19 protein-coding genes and 5 pseudogenes are annotated in these 14,164 nt (G+C 54.9%); 2 read left to right on the top strand and 22 right to left on the bottom strand.

Annotation, left to right across the window (positions count from 1 at the left end):
• Positions 1-58: 58 nt before the first annotated feature.
• Positions 59-442, bottom strand: a complete 384-nt coding sequence (gene traM, locus ACJHW7_RS22835) for a conjugal transfer relaxosome DNA-binding protein TraM (RefSeq protein WP_001151524.1) — start codon at positions 440-442, stop codon at positions 59-61.
• Positions 443-762: 320 nt separating this feature from the next.
• On the opposite strand from traM, the gene ACJHW7_RS22830 reads away from it, so the two are divergent.
• On the top strand, positions 763-1,365 hold the full coding sequence (locus tag ACJHW7_RS22830) for a transglycosylase SLT domain-containing protein (RefSeq protein ID WP_077635603.1): 603 nt from the start codon (positions 763-765) through the stop codon (positions 1,363-1,365).
• Between the two features lie 295 nt (positions 1,366-1,660).
• Here ACJHW7_RS22830 and ACJHW7_RS22825 read toward each other — a convergent pair whose 3' ends face one another.
• The 3 genes from ACJHW7_RS22825 to ACJHW7_RS22815 form a co-directional block, all read right to left on the bottom strand.
• Positions 1,661-2,482, bottom strand: coding sequence for a DUF932 domain-containing protein (locus ACJHW7_RS22825; protein ID WP_001234417.1), 822 nt, complete (start codon positions 2,480-2,482; stop codon positions 1,661-1,663).
• A 118-nt stretch (positions 2,483-2,600) separates the two neighbouring features.
• Positions 2,601-2,888 carry a hypothetical protein gene (locus tag ACJHW7_RS22820; protein WP_000107542.1) on the bottom strand — a complete coding sequence of 96 codons (288 nt, stop codon included), beginning with the start codon at positions 2,886-2,888 and terminating at the stop codon, positions 2,601-2,603.
• 24 nt (positions 2,889-2,912) lie between these two features.
• Positions 2,913-3,119 (bottom strand): hypothetical protein, encoded by a 207-nt coding sequence (locus ACJHW7_RS22815; RefSeq protein WP_000547965.1) that lies wholly within the window; start codon positions 3,117-3,119, stop codon positions 2,913-2,915.
• Positions 3,120-3,188: 69 nt separating this feature from the next.
• On the opposite strand from ACJHW7_RS22815, the pseudogene ACJHW7_RS22810 reads away from it, so the two are divergent.
• Positions 3,189-3,509: pseudogene (locus tag ACJHW7_RS22810) on the top strand (hypothetical protein); the annotation flags it as partial.
• Positions 3,510-3,785: 276 nt separating this feature from the next.
• On the opposite strand, the gene ACJHW7_RS22805 reads toward ACJHW7_RS22810, so the two are convergent.
• The 18 genes and pseudogenes from ACJHW7_RS22805 to ACJHW7_RS22720 all read right to left on the bottom strand — a co-directional run.
• On the bottom strand, positions 3,786-3,911 hold the full coding sequence (locus ACJHW7_RS22805; RefSeq protein ID WP_096937776.1) for a type I toxin-antitoxin system Hok family toxin: 126 nt from the start codon (positions 3,909-3,911) through the stop codon (positions 3,786-3,788).
• A pseudogene (locus ACJHW7_RS22800) lies at positions 3,853-4,002 on the bottom strand (DUF5431 family protein); the annotation flags it as partial. The pseudogene ACJHW7_RS22800 and the gene ACJHW7_RS22805, both read right to left, overlap by 59 nt.
• 173 nt (positions 4,003-4,175) lie before the next feature.
• A pseudogene (locus ACJHW7_RS22795) lies at positions 4,176-4,938 on the bottom strand (plasmid SOS inhibition protein A).
• Entirely contained in the window at positions 4,935-5,369 is a 435-nt protein-coding gene (gene psiB, locus ACJHW7_RS22790; protein ID WP_000845928.1) for a conjugation system SOS inhibitor PsiB, read from the bottom strand. The pseudogene ACJHW7_RS22795 and the gene psiB overlap by 4 nt, the downstream one beginning before the upstream one ends.
• A gap of 54 nt (positions 5,370-5,423) precedes the next feature.
• On the bottom strand, positions 5,424-7,382 hold the full coding sequence (locus tag ACJHW7_RS22785; protein WP_000117173.1) for a ParB/RepB/Spo0J family partition protein: 1,959 nt from the start codon (positions 7,380-7,382) through the stop codon (positions 5,424-5,426).
• 65 nt (positions 7,383-7,447) lie between these two features.
• Entirely contained in the window at positions 7,448-7,681 is a 234-nt protein-coding gene (locus ACJHW7_RS22780) for a DUF905 family protein (protein ID WP_000005990.1), read from the bottom strand.
• A 56-nt stretch (positions 7,682-7,737) separates the two neighbouring features.
• Entirely contained in the window at positions 7,738-8,277 is a 540-nt protein-coding gene (locus tag ACJHW7_RS22775; RefSeq protein WP_000290801.1) for a single-stranded DNA-binding protein, read from the bottom strand.
• A 25-nt stretch (positions 8,278-8,302) separates the two neighbouring features.
• Positions 8,303-8,508, bottom strand: a pseudogene (locus ACJHW7_RS22770) (single-stranded DNA-binding protein).
• Between the two features lie 565 nt (positions 8,509-9,073).
• A complete protein-coding gene (locus ACJHW7_RS22765) occupies positions 9,074-9,265 on the bottom strand; it encodes a hypothetical protein (protein WP_001027495.1) in 192 nt (63 codons plus the stop codon).
• Positions 9,262-9,684: a DUF1380 family protein gene (locus ACJHW7_RS22760; protein WP_000271685.1), complete on the bottom strand. Its 423-nt coding sequence runs from the start codon at positions 9,682-9,684 to the stop codon at positions 9,262-9,264. Before ACJHW7_RS22760 ends, ACJHW7_RS22765 begins: the two co-directional genes overlap by 4 nt.
• 46 nt (positions 9,685-9,730) lie before the next feature.
• Positions 9,731-10,156: an antirestriction protein gene (locus ACJHW7_RS22755; protein ID WP_001198920.1), complete on the bottom strand. Its 426-nt coding sequence runs from the start codon at positions 10,154-10,156 to the stop codon at positions 9,731-9,733.
• A gap of 413 nt (positions 10,157-10,569) precedes the next feature.
• Positions 10,570-11,346 (bottom strand): hypothetical protein, encoded by a 777-nt coding sequence (locus tag ACJHW7_RS22750; protein ID WP_001005032.1) that lies wholly within the window; start codon positions 11,344-11,346, stop codon positions 10,570-10,572.
• 45 nt (positions 11,347-11,391) lie between these two features.
• The gene (locus ACJHW7_RS22745; RefSeq protein ID WP_001358893.1) at positions 11,392-11,946 is read right to left on the bottom strand and encodes a DUF1380 family protein; all 555 of its coding nucleotides are present in this window, start codon (positions 11,944-11,946) and stop codon (positions 11,392-11,394) included.
• Entirely contained in the window at positions 11,840-12,061 is a 222-nt protein-coding gene (locus ACJHW7_RS22740) for a hypothetical protein (RefSeq protein ID WP_001104904.1), read from the bottom strand. The genes ACJHW7_RS22745 and ACJHW7_RS22740 overlap by 107 nt, the downstream gene beginning before the upstream one ends.
• The gene (locus tag ACJHW7_RS22735; protein ID WP_000085939.1) at positions 12,062-12,745 is read right to left on the bottom strand and encodes a DNA methylase; all 684 of its coding nucleotides are present in this window, start codon (positions 12,743-12,745) and stop codon (positions 12,062-12,064) included.
• 76 nt (positions 12,746-12,821) lie between these two features.
• A complete protein-coding gene (locus ACJHW7_RS22730; RefSeq protein WP_010892536.1) occupies positions 12,822-13,127 on the bottom strand; it encodes a hypothetical protein in 306 nt (101 codons plus the stop codon).
• A gap of 3 nt (positions 13,128-13,130) precedes the next feature.
• Positions 13,131-14,032 (bottom strand): annotated as a pseudogene (locus tag ACJHW7_RS22725) (DUF1281 domain-containing protein).
• Between the two features lie 37 nt (positions 14,033-14,069).
• The coding region (locus tag ACJHW7_RS22720) for an IS1 family transposase (protein ID WP_000306640.1) at positions 14,070-14,164 on the bottom strand (95 nt) is incomplete at its 5' end.

Here is a 14,164-nt window from a genome sequence, read left to right as displayed (position 1 = left end):
GCACTGTCACCTTTTTAAATCATAAAAACTCTGATATTTGAACGAAGTCAAATTTCTTTTATTCATCATCATTTTTTGGAAAAAATCGTTCCATCTCAGATGATACCTTCTCCCTGATATCTTCAACCATATTGGCATATTCAAACTTTGGATTTCCGGAGACATGAGGACTGAGAGACTCAATACCCAAAATTTTCGCTACTGATGATTGTGTTTTTACAACGCATTCAAGAAGCAATTTATTAAACTCAGTCTGATTAAATGCAGACTCTTTACGCTCCATCTGAGCCTCATGTACACGAAGCCCCAGTTCAAGAAGCATTGAAGCTGTTGCTGAAAAACTGACATCTTTTTCCCTTGCCCCTTCCTGTCGACGCTTCTCAATAATCGCATTTATTTTTTCATAGGCATCATTGCTGATATACAGGTTCACCTTAGCCATTAGAGATTACCTTTTTTGAACATAAAATAAAGTTAATTTCGAAACACTAAAATTCATAATGCAAACAGGGACGCACCGCTAGCAGCGCCCCTAGCGGTATCCTATAAAAAAACACACCGCGCCGCTAGCAGCACCCCTAATATAAAATAATGTTTTTTATAAAAATAGTCAGTACCACCCCTACAAAACGGTGTCGGCGCGTTGTTGTAGCCGCGCCGACACCGCTTTTTTAAATATCATAAAGAGAGTAAGAGAAACTAATTTTTCATAACACTCTATTTATAAAGAAAAATCAGCAAAAACTTGTTTTTGCGTGGGGTGTGGTGCTTTTGGTGGTGAGAACCACCAACCTGTTGAGCCTTTTTGTGGAGTGGGTTAAATTATTTACGGATAAAGTCACCAGAGGTGGAAAAATGAAAAAATGGATGTTATCCATCTGCCTGATGTTTATAAATGAGATCTGCCATGCCACTGATTGCTTTGATCTTGCAGGCCGGGATTACAAAATAGATCCTGATTTACTGAGAGCAATATCATGGAAAGAATCCCGTTACCGGGTTAATGCCATCGGTATTAACCCGGTAACGGGATATGGCAGCGGACTGATGCAGGTAGATTCCCAGCATTTTAACGAACTGGCCCGCTATGGAATTAAGCCGGAACATCTGACAACAGATCCCTGCATGAACATTTATACCGGTGCTTATTATCTGGCAATAGCCTTTAAAAAATGGGGCGTCTCCTGGGAGGCCGTTGGTGCATACAATGCTGGATTCAGGAAGACCGAACGCCAGAACCAGAGACGTCTTGCCTACGCATCAGATGTTTACCGGATTTATACCGGGATAAAAAGCAGTAAAGGTATCCGGATTCCGGCCACGAAGAAATCACTTCCGGAAATTAACAGCGTGCAGAACAATTAATCTTACAGGCATTGTCAGATACCGGTTATGCCGCAAAAGCGGCATGGAAGGCCACACACAAAAATATCATATGAGTGACAATACTGACAGGCCGAAGCCCCGCGAAGCAGTAACCCATCTTATATATACCCGGTAACTGCGCAGCCTCCTGCCAGACCATTTTTCGCGGGCACAATATTTACAGACAACCGAAAAGCCAGTTGATGAAATTGAGGTATATCAGACGACACAGCGATGCCGAAGAATGATAATATAAGTAAAGCCCCGAAATTTTTTCGGGGCTTTACTTATATTATCATGACTTCCACTTTCTGAACTGTTCGGCAATCACCCACAACGCCTTGTTGATTCTTATATCACCATCAATACCTGTAATGGCTCTTGTCCTGGTATTTTTCCCGGAGGCACTTCGCCCCGATAATCCACCTTTTATCATATTCTCCTGAACCCGCTGCCAGGTTGTCCAGAGATCGTTCTGTTTATCCTCCCAACGACGGGGAGTAATTATTTGTTCAGGCGTCACTGGCGTTTTATTTTCATCTTCATACCTGACCATCAGTGCAGCTCTGCCAAATAAATGTTGCTCGTCACTGTTAAGATGAATTTCTTTCATCGCCTCCATATTATCAGTGACCTTATCAAAGACACCGAGCACTTCATACGCGCCCTCTATAACCTGCCCGACAATATCACCTTTATGTGGAACGCGGATTTCGCCAAAATTATTTCCGCACACCAGGCCATTTGTGCAGACAAAACGAAAAATTCCGGGGATCATCTGATAACTGGATGAACCATCATGTGAATTAAGCAGGATAATTTCAGGAACTTCCTGCCCGTTAATATGCCCTTCCCTGCGAAGACGTAACATATGTTTACTGTATTCGCGACGTCCCAAATCACGAACCCGACTCTGACAGGCAAAGAATGGCTGGAAACCTTCATCACGTAACTTATTGATGATATTGATTGTTGGAATATACGTATAACGTTCACTCCGGGACTCATGTTTATCACCGGAAAATACCGAAGGCACGAACTGCATTAATTCATCATCCGTTAAAGGACGTTCACGGTGGATGGAATTATACCGACCAAAACGGGAAGCTAATCGCATAACAGCTACTCCTTTATGAAAGAATAAATTTAATAAAAAATTTTTCCGCTTAATATCATCCCCCCTGGTCACAATTAACAAGATTGCAACAATCAGGAGGGATATTCATCACATCCGGTCAGCAGATCGCCCGGATATCGAGGCCGGCACGCTTAATCTGACGCAGGAACTGTTTGAAGTGATCGGCTTCCGCAATGTTGATATGGCGGAACTGCGTATCCACACCCCGGCTGAGCGCGTAGCTATAGCTGAAGGCCATCTTTTCCGGGTGGCTTTTGCGATATTTTTTCAGCTCAGTCAGGCTGCTGAATTCCAGGACGTCCCACTCTTCCCCGGTGTTTTTTTTCTTCCCGGCAACAAGAAGCGTGTACGACGCGGTGTTAACGTGGATATTTCGGGTACTCATCCTGCTTTCTCCTCTCTCTGGTTTTCAGCCCCCATCATCTTTTGAGTTTCGGGAGCCGCGGTTTTGACGTTTTGCGGGGACCTGCCTTTTGTTCCCTCCGGTATTCACCATCACCTTTTTGAGAACCTTCGCCGCAAGGGGCATCACTGCCACGGCCGGAAACGACTGTCCGGGGGCAGACCGCAAAACTTTTTGCCTGCTTTTGGGCAAAAAGTTTTGCGGGATGTGCATTTCACCCCTGGACTGGCGGAGACGGTTGTGGCTGTCTTTGCCCCCGGTGACAGGGGCTTAAACAGGTGAATGGCACCGGACACAACAACGGGCAGGCACCCGCCGCAACGACGTGAAGCGCGGTTTGCGAAACGGCGTTGCCCCTTACATCCCGGTGGCCTTTTGCCGGGATGCCGGGAGCGCAGGCCACGGCGCGACAGAGGCGGCGCGACCGGAACGGTCGCTGCAAGCCCGGGGTTTCGCGTCAGGGATGGAAGCCCGCCAGGGCGGAGACAGCTTCGCTGGCTCCGTTCACGACAGCCGCCCCGCCAGGGGGACGCCCGGAAAAGACACTGCCAGGAGAACAACAAAACAGACAGGAATCAGGGCAGCAGTAATCAGAGTCAGAACAGGAGGAAAAAGAGAATAATCAAAGGGAAGGTGATGTGATTTCTGACAGGTCATAAACAGAGAAGGCGGGGGAAAAGAACGGGCGCCGCAGGCGCACGTTCATCCCCGTTCCCAGAGGGAAACGGCCTTCCTGGCAGTCTGGTTGTTCATGCCCGTACAATGCCAGCAAGGAGAAAGGGGCCACCGGCGAACCAGCAGCCCCTTTATAAAGGCGCTTCAGTGCAGTCAGACCAGCATCAGCCCTGAAAAGGCGGGCCTGCGCCCGCCTCCAGGTTGCTACTTACCGGATTCGTAAGCCATGAAAGCCGCCACCTCCCTGTATCCGTCTCTGTAACGAATCTCGCACAGCGATTTTCGTGTCAGATAAGTGAATATCAACAGTGTGAGACACACGATCAACACACACCAGACAAGAGAGCTGCGTGGTAGTTTCATGGCCTTCTTCTCCTTGCGCAAAGCGCAGTAAGAGGCTATCCTGATGTTGTCTAAGCATGCAGGGGCCTCGTGGGTTAATGAAAAATTAACTACGGGGCTTTTGTCCTTCTGCCACACAACACGGCAACAAACCACCTTCACGTCATGAGGCAGAAAGCCTCAAGCGCCGGGCACATCATAGCCCATATCCCTGCACGCTGACCACACTCACTTTTCCTGAAAATAACCCGCTCATTCAGGCTGTTTACGGGTAATCTGTGTGATTGTTGCCGCATCACGCTGCCTCCCGGAGTTTGTTCGGCACCATCCACCGCTCCATCTCACGGACAGCGTGACCGGCCTCTCTTGCTGCAAGACTGGCTTCCGCAATAACCTGCCAGAACGGCATATCCTGCCACTGCCAGCGTTCCATTCCGGCCAGTGACGGAAAACGCTCGCCCCACTGCCAGAACAGGGTTTCCAGGTCATGCTCTGCCACCCGGTCACTCCAGCGTGCATGCCAGCTTCCGACTGTTTCCGGCGAATGGAATGCCAGTTCGATTTCAGCCTGAGCGACCAGCGCCTGGTACGCACGGGCTTTCTGCTCTGCCTCCCGTGCCTGCTGGCGGCTGTACTTCTGCATGACCAGCGCGGATTTATGGCGACTGCGCTCCCTGACACGAAACCGCACCGACGGAAACAACCGCTCTGCTGCATCACCGGGAAGGGGAAGGAGGCAGACCTCGCCCTGTGTTTCAATCAGCACATCGATGGCATACAGCCACTGAAGACGGTTGCCGTGCAGTTCTTCTGCGGTCAGGGACGGCATGAAAAATCGCAGGTCAGACAGCGATATCCTGCGGCTTCCGTTCAGACAGCGGAAAAACGCCCCCGCATACGGATATTCCGCCAGCGTGTTACCCTGATGGCGGCGTTTTTCTGTCTCCGCCACCGCCCGCCATGCGGCCTGTTGCTCTGTGCTGAGGGGAACCAGTGCCTGTGAACGTACGCTCATACCTGACCTCCTTCCGCCATCAGGATATGGATGATGTCGTTAACGCTGTACCCCTGCGTATCCAGTGACGCCGCCAGTGCCAGTGAATGGCTGACGGCTTCCGATGCAAACCGCCGCTGTACCTGAACCACCGCAAACGGCTCACCACCGGCATTCACCAGAACCAGCACCCAGACCTGAGAGACATCGCCCGGTGAACATAACGCCAGGTGAAAACGTTCGTGGGCAGGCGTGAAACGGACCTGGACGGGGAAAAAGCCGCCAAACTCGCTGCCGTACTCGCCGTTCATCGTCCAGTTATCCGGCGCATCCAGCTCCCGCATCACGGCGTGAGTCAGCTCACGGCGTTCATCACTTCCGGCAGCCCGGATATCTTCATATTCCTGTGCGTTCATGGTCTGTAATACATTCAGGGTCAGTTCAGTTTTCATCACGGTATCTCCCTTGCTGCCGCCCCGTCTCCGGCGGGGCGGTGTGGTTGTTCATCAGGCGGCATCAGCCAGGTTATCGGTACGTTCAGTGGCATCCGTCTGTGGGCGTGGTGCACACATCCAGCCAGGCACCCAGCGGTTGTCTTTCATGTGGAACTCTGCATGTTCAGCCGCATCGCCTTTCTTCATCTTCTCCGCGTCCCGTGCAGCACCGGACAGTCCGGCCTCATTCAGGGCTGCGATAATCTGCGGCTTTTTCAGGTGTCCGAAGAAGTTTGCTTTTGTCGGCTGCCACCAGTCGCGCATGTGGAATCCGATAGCGGTTTCCAGCGGGTCAAGCGGACTGCGTGACGTGTGACCACACTCGCGGGTCTGAACGCCGTGGATGCTGCACGCAGTGCAGAAACTGAGCAGGGATAACAGCACCTCCTGGCTGAGTGACAGGAACGTCGTCATGTCCCGTGACCATCCCTCCGGCAACAGGACGACCAAACGTGCTTTTTCTGCCATCAGCGCCATGAATGCGGCACCTTCCTTCCCTGACGGCGCATCGCTGGTCAGCGAATAATGTTTACATTCCAGGCTGATTTGTGCTGGTTTACTGTACGCCCCGCTGCCAAACACATTCAGGCAGAGCGTCCATGTCAGCAGTGCCAGAGATTTGTCCGGCTGTTGCATCAGCGCTGCCTGGACTGCCAGCGTGCGCTCTGAGGACATTTTCGTCAGTAGTGGCAGACTGATTTCCTCCACTGACGCTTTTTCCTGCACCTGTTCCGTGCGGTCAGCGTCGTCAGTCACGTCATCTTCACTGCGCAACTGCACACCACGCTGGACACACACATTACCGTAACGCCAGGACACCACCACGCCACTTCCGGCACGCATCTCCGGCGTCCACGCCCTGACCTTCGCCATGCAGTCAATCAGCTTCATTTCTGCTGCCAGCAGGTCAGATTCCTCACACTGGTTTTCCAGCGCGTCGTAACGCATCATCAGTTCGTTCAGGCGTTCTTCTTCTGCCTCCGTCAGCACCGCTTCCGGCTCCGGCAGGTTGCGGTATGCCCGGGAATCTTCACGGCACTCACCGACAGGCTCCATGCGTCCGGCGCACCATTCCCAGCCTTCGGCTTCCCGAAGGTGTTCAGCGACAGCCTGGAGTTTTTCCAGCAGGGCGGCATCGAGCGCCACGCAGTCCACATAGCCACCCTCGTCATCGCTGAACAAATCAGTACGCAGTTCGTCAGGTGAGAAAGCATCAGCCCCCACGAAGCGGAATTTAGTGTTGTCCTTCACCGCCACTTCACTTTCCGTAATCAGATTGCGGATAACCCGCACATCCGGTTTACCGCCCCATCCTGACTGGCAGGCCGCTTCAAACACCTGCACCTGACGCGCGGTGTCGTTCTCCAGCGCCAGCGCCTGACAGTGCTCGGTGGTGATGCGGTCTTCTGCCAGCGCATCGAGGATGACAGGCGCAAGGTCTGCCAGTTTCAGCATTCGCTGAACGTGGCGGGGCGAATAACCCAGCAAATCACCGATTTGTGCAGGTGTTTTGCCTTCCTGCGCCATTGCACGGAATCCGGCAATCTGTTCGGCAGGGTGCATATCCCGACGATGACCGTTCTCGGTCATCGATGCGGCAGTCGCCAGCTCCTGCGGAATGACCTTCACACGGACAGGCCAGTCAACCTGAATGATGTCACGCTCTGCCAGCATGTTGAGTGCTGCCAGTCGGCGACCACCTGCGGCGACACCGTAACGGTCACCTGGCAGGGCATGAACAACCAGATTCTGTAACAGGCCGACACCTTTAATGGAGTCCGCCAGTTCGCTGACGGACTCCGCAGAATACGGCACCGTGCGCACATTCAGCGGAGACTTAATCAGCGAGGCCAGCGGCACGCTCACTTCCTCCGTCTGCGCCAGCAGGGCCGACAGGACTGTTTCCTGCGTTTTTGCAGGTTTACGGCTGGATTTACGCTCCGTTTTTGCCTTAGACTCTGTAACTGACATAGTTAGTACCTCCCAAAACGGTAATAATGATTGTCTGCCGGACGCGTTCCCGTCCGGCACCTCTCTTACTTAAGAATCCCGAAATCACGGATGACATGGTTCATCCAGTACCCGGCACCGTCCTCAAAATTCCAGGTACGCCAGACCATTGCACCGTTATTACGGACAACCAGGCGAAACTGTTCGCCGTGGTCATCCTCGATAAAGACGTTCCGGTACTGTGCGGCAACGGCTTCGGCATGTTTGCGGGTAAAAGGACCGTCAGGCAGTCCCTGAAGTATTCTGAAATATTCGCTCATCCTCATCTCTCCGGTGATGCCCCGCACAGGACGGGGCGGTTGTCACAGTCAGTCGTTCAGAACGGGATATCGTCTGAAAACCCGTAATCGTCACCCTCCGGCGGTTGCGGCTGAGGCTCCGGCTGCGCGGCCTTACGTCCACGGCCTTTCGTTTTTGCGCCACCTTTTTTCGTACCGGCCTCCGCCTGTGGTTCCGGCTGAGGCTGACCGCTGAACTGTTGCCCCTCTTCCGGCTGAGTCTGAGCACCTGCGGCACGTACCAGCATCTGCATGGTGCCCGTGGTCTTAACAAGAATTTCGGTGACGTAACGGGTGATACCGTTATCCTCCCAGCTACGGGTGCGAAGCTGACCTTCGATGTAGACCTGCGCGCCCTTGCGCAGACATTCACCTGCCACTTCCGCGAGCTTGCCGAACAGCACCACGCGATGCCATTCTGTCTGCTCCCGCATCTCCCCCGTCTGTTTGTCACGCCAGCTTTCTGACGTGGCCACCTGCAGGTTTGCCACTGCGCCCCCGTTGGGGATGTAACGGACTTCCGGATCCTTTCCCAGGCGTCCTACGAGGATGACCTTGTTAATGCCACGAACTGCCATGATGTGTCTCCTTCTGTTGATGTTTTCAGCCCCCATCATCTTTTGAGTTTCGGGAGCCGCGGTTTTGACGTTTTGCGGGGACCTGCCTTTTGTTCCCTCCGGTATTCACCATCACCTTTTTGAGAACCTTCGCCGCAAGGGGCATCACTGCCACGGCCTGACACACCTGTCCTGGGCAGAACGCAAAATTTTTTACCGGGTTTTGGGTAAAAAATTTTGTGGGCTGTTCATTTACCCTGGACAGTCAGTGCGGCAGGTTGTGGCTGTATCAGCCCCGGCGACAGGGACTCATACGGGTGTGTGGCACCCGGCAGGCAATGAGCAGGGACCCGCCGCAACGACGTGAAGCGCGGTTTGCGAAACGGCGTTGCCCCTTACATCCCGGCGGCCTTTTGCCGGGATGCCGGGAGCGCAGGCCACGGCGCGACAGAGGCGGCGCGACCGGAACGGTCGCTGCAAGCCAGGGTTTCGCGTCAGGGATGGAAGCCCGCCAGGGCGGAGACAGCTTCGCTGGCTCCGTTCACGACAGCCCGCCCCACCAGGGGGACGCCCGGAAAAGCCATAAGCAGGAGAGGAACGGAAAGAAGAGGAAGAAGAGGAAGAGGAAAAAGAAGAAGAACAGTAACAGGCACGGTAACCACAGAAAAATAACATCAGAAAAAAACATTCCGGACACATCACAAACAGGAAGGGTAACGGGCGACGCGTCAGCGTGGCCCGCTTCCCTTCCGGCAGGCGTCAGCCTGCCAGGGGTTTTCGCGCGGGCTGACAGGCGGCCTCCACCGCCTGCCCTGTATCACCTGTTTCTGCTGCCCTGTAAGATGTAGTGACCGCCCAGGAAAACAGCCTGCTGATTCGCCACAAAATCGCAGATTTCATCAACAATCTGCGCGGTGGTGAGCGGTTTCTGCCCCATTTCACGACGTCGCGCATTAATCACGGCTTTGTAATTGCGCAGAATTTCGCGGGTTTCTGTGCTGATATTCATGACATGTGCTCCCCGTCCAGCGCCTGTAACACAACGTCCATTGCTTCGCGTTCCTCCCTGACGAACGCATCACCGTCGCCCCCGTTCTCACTCCCGACGGCATACAGGCGCTTCATTTCACTGCCTGCCAGCGCCATCACTTTTTCCAGCATCACCGCCGGAACTGTCACCTGACGGCTGGCACGCTTTTCTTCCATCAGCTCACGAACAACGTCGTGAACAATGCTGACATCCGCACCATATTCAAAGGCATCGTCCAGCCGCTGCATGACGGTTTCCAGCTCATCGTCTGACAGGTTCCAGTCCTGGGCTATGTGGCGCACATCCCCACGGGTCAGCACCACGGCAAAAACGCATTCACTGTCCGGCACGTCTGTATCCAGTACATCGCGGATGATTTCTTTAACAGTACAGTACATGTTCTCGTCTCCTTTACAGGGGCGGCATTGCCGCCCCGTCCGTTAATCAGTCCAGTGCCGCGTAAATCGCGTTGCATTCGGGGTGAAATTCGATGTGACGCCACAACTGCGCATCGCGCATCCGGTAAAGCTGGGTCAGTCCTACATCCCCGCTGTCGTGGTACAGCCACAACTGGCGGTTAATCACAAGGGAAGTCAGAATGATGCCTGCGGCATCGGCGCTGACCGTGCGGTCAAACCAGTTTTCACCGTTGACCAGATGAAAACGGTCGCCATCCGGCATCATGTAACCGCCACCGTCCGGCAGGCGGATGAAGTGCCAGAAGCCTCCCTGATATTCCGGCATCATTTTTTGCGCCAGCGCGTACACATACGCCTCGGCATACAGAAAATCGTTGCCAAACAGGTAAGGCAGAAAGGAGAGACGGTCGCACTCTTCAACGTTCAGAGTGACAGGTTTCGCATATTGCATGATGTTTTCCTCCGTTATTCACATATTCCGCGACACCGGGCGGTGCCGTGCCTCCATAAAAGCCGGGCGATAAGGCGGGGATGCACAGGGCGCAAGGGAAGCCGCAGCCTGACGCACACGGCTGACGGGAGTTGGAGGGTGAGACCGCGAAACCTGAGCGGGTGAACGACCGGAAAATCACGGCAGACGGGAAGGAGGGACCGGGTGACCGCAGCGGCGAAGCGTACCCTTGCATCCCCGCCAGCCCGGCTAAGATGGAGGCACGGCACCGCCCGCACACGACACGGCGGCCACATAACTGAAAACCCACAAGGCCATGCCTGCATGGCCGGGTAAAGCGGAGCCGGCGGCGACTTCCTTTGTGCTCTGTCCGGGGACCGGCAGAAAAAAAGCGGGGATTTTCCCCGCCATCATCAGCCCCTGATTTTTGCCAGGGCATCCGCCATGCTGCGGATTTCGGCCCGGGCTTCCCGGACAACTTCCCGCAGAACACCACGGTCAAACCACTGGCGGGGCGGTTCATCCGGTATACGCAGCACATCGCAGGCCAGCCCACTAGACAGGATATGTTCAATACAATCGCTGACCAGATACATTTCCACCGCCGAAAAACGTGCGCCCCGGTTCAGGATGGCATCGAGCACCACGGGCAGGTTTTCGTCGTCCTCATCGAGCCAGCAGGGGTGATCGCTTTCCTTCACGACCAGGCGAAAGCGGCGCGTCTGGCGGGTCAGTAACGTCTGACCGGTGGTGGTCAGCGCCGCCCGGATACGCCGCATATCTTCTGCCACCCGGCAACTGACACTGCGTACCGCATCGCGCACCGCCGCAAGTACAGCCCTGATTTCGTCTTCGGTCAGCCATTCACCGGCATACGGAAAAGACACCTGCGTTCCGTCTGCCGGAAGCACCGGCAGCGACTGCCACTGACTGCCGGACAGAACAAGTTCCGCTCCGGTTCCGGTCAGTTTCTGAATGGCGGAGGCCAGGTGCGGCGGCAGTACGCCGCCGTGGCGGTTAACGAGTAACGTCGCCAGCCGGGGCGCATCCAGCAGAACATAAATGCTGATCCAGCCCGGATACTTCGGGTTACGCTGGTCGACATCCGTCTCTTCCGGCCAGCCCTGCGCCAGCAGCAGGTTACGGGCGTGACGACAAATCAGTGCGTTCAGCGTTGTGTTTTCGTTCATGATTAATCGTTCTCCCTGTATCGCCGCCCGCAGGCGGCGATAACATCAGCCGTTTTCGTGTGTGTTGTTTTTCAGCAGGATGCGGGCCTGATTAACCACCGCCTGACGGCGGGTAACGCATTCCGGGACGGCGAGGCCGTAATCACGGGCGGCCCATTCACGTTTCCACAGTGCCTGTTCGGCGGTCTGAATCAGGGACGCCAGCAGTTCAGCCGGGACGGTCACCTGGCGGTTTTCGCTCACGTTGCTGATAATCTCCATCGCCGCGGCAGAAGAAATACCGGACTCAATTCGCTGGTCTTCCGGGATGTCCTCCAGGCGCGCCAGGACGGTCCTGATTTCAGGATCGGACAGGGAAATATCCATTCCGTCAGCGAGGGCCTGAATCTCTTCCGGGGACCAGATAACCAGCATCAGCGGTGTATATCCCGGATACTTTGCTGCCAGCTCCCGGCATAGCGTTTCGCATGTTCCGTACATTCTCGTCTCCTTCTCAATCTTTAAAGCACGCATCCAGTTCCAGAATTTCGGTATACGCCTCCATGAACAGGCGATTGGCGCGATACAGCGTCTGGCGTGCCAGGCGTTCAACAAGCACATCGGAATCAAAGCGACAGCGATGCTCCATATCGTTCAGCCTGGCCCGAAGGTCACACATGGTGTTGGCCACCTCCGCCACGTCGGCGCGAAGTTTTTTATGTCCGGCATAGTTCATTTACGCAGCCTCCGGCATAAACCAGTCATCATTTGCGGCCCCCTGCTGCATGGCCCGCTGTACGGCAGCCAGACGTTGCTGTCCGGCACGGTGATACTGTTCAAGCAGCTCGATACCGATATACCGGCGTCCGGACTGAAGGGCGGCCACACAGGTTGAGCCGCTGCCTGCAAACGGGTCCAGCACAATCGCGTTCGGGTGTGTGAAGCTCTCAATCAGTGGTTGCAGGCTGGTAACAGGCTTTTCCGTCGGGTGATGACGATTGCCTGAATATTTCCAGCCCAGCACGTCGGGCAATGGCTTCTGAGGCAGCGCCGGACGCCCTTTTGCCAGGATGTAAGCGCATTCGTGGCGATAGCCCACATATGCGGCCTTCGATGTGTAGGTTTTGGTAAACACCAGGTGGCCAACCACGCTGAATCCCGCATTTTTCCAGGCGGCCATAAAGCGATCGACGCGGTTCCAGCCATAGAAGCTCACCATCAGCGCATCTTTTTTCAGCACGCGGTACATTTCATTACAGGCCGGTTGCAGCCATTCATCGGTTTTATCGCCGGCGATGGTACGCCCCTGACGGTCACGGAAACCGACGAGATATGGCGGGTCGGTGAGGATGAAATCGACAGCATTGCCCGGAAACGTGGCCATAACACGCACGCAGTCACCCTGGATAAAACGGGACATAACAGCACTCCTTCTCTTACAGAGGGCACCGGGAGGGCGCCCCTGTGGCGCCCGTTCCCCGCGGCCTGTGGGCTGTTCACCGCGTCCGGTAACGGGTCAGGCCGACCGTGGAATATCGCAGCCGTCGTCTTTTTGACGGCGAGAATATGCCGCGAAAGCGGCTTGAAGGGCGTTCATCAGAAAAGGGCGACGGGCTGGCGTACACTGTCACCGATGCCAGCCGGGAGCGGTAAAAGCGCCCGTCCCGTGCCCAGCCGGACGCGGGACACTGACCACAGGCAGCGTTCCTGCCGCGCCGCGTCAGCCGGCGCAGTAAAAAGAGGAGCCCGGCGACATCCTTTACCGGAAAAGAAACGGGCGGTTGCCCGCCAGTCTCCGTCATACTTCATCCACCGTAATGCGCCACCTTGTCGACTATCCACTCCGGCGCGGTGACTTCCGGCAGCTCATCATCATCTGTCGGGGAAGACCATTCCAGTTCCCCCCACAGCACATCAACAAGCTCTCCACGCTCATATCGCTGCCAGCCACAGAAATTGCAGCCCTGCTCGGCGTACCAGTGCTCCAGCGTGCAACTGAAACGGCGGCTTAATACTGCAATAACGTCGCTTTCCGGCTGACACCACGGCGTGTCGAAATCAACCTGAATGAAGTTGTCTCCCTGACTGCTGATATTCACCTCATACCCACAAGGCCCCTTCACGCCATACTGTTCCGTATACCAGTGATATGCAGAAGGAACACCGTTCAGAACACCACCGTTAAAGCCATTCACTTCAACATCCAGGCGAGTGAACAGAACCGTCAGCAGGTCAAACGGCATGGTTTTTCCGGCAGGACGTTGTCACACAGACGGTTCCACCACACCGATACATCCTCGTTACTCCAGATGTCGCACCAGTCACCTCTTTTTGGGGTGAAAAGAGCGGTAATGCTTTCCCTGGCATCATCCGGTAATTCTTCCCAGCGACGCCGGCCAGTACCGCTCTGCAGCCAGAGTTCATGCAGCATCAGGCAGTTTTGCTCATCCAGAAGTACACCGTCCTGCAGGTGTGTCAGCCAGCGGGTGAACGCGATATTCTCCGGCGATACAACGCCACGCCCGGCAGCCGTCAGTCCGGGGCATGGTTCAAACCGCACATCTTCAGTGGTCTGCAGAAGTCCGGCACTTCCGGCCAGAAACAGCTGAATACCTTCATTTGTGGCGCGGCGATAAAGCGGTGTGACTGCACCGCTGGCCAGTCGTTTAATCTCAGCGATCTGTGCCGGTTCACCAGAAAAATACATACGATTCGAGCACCAGTTTGGCGGTAATGACTCCAACTTATTGATAGTGTTTTATGTTCAGATAATGCCCGATGACTTTGTCATGCAGCTCCACCGATTTTGAGAACGACAGCGACTTCCGTCCCAGCCGTG

The organism is Escherichia sp. WS1152, assembly GCF_046487665.1.
Classification (GTDB): Bacteria; Pseudomonadota; Gammaproteobacteria; order Enterobacterales; family Enterobacteriaceae; genus Escherichia; species Escherichia coli.
This window is presented reverse-complemented; position numbering and strand designations above follow the sequence as displayed.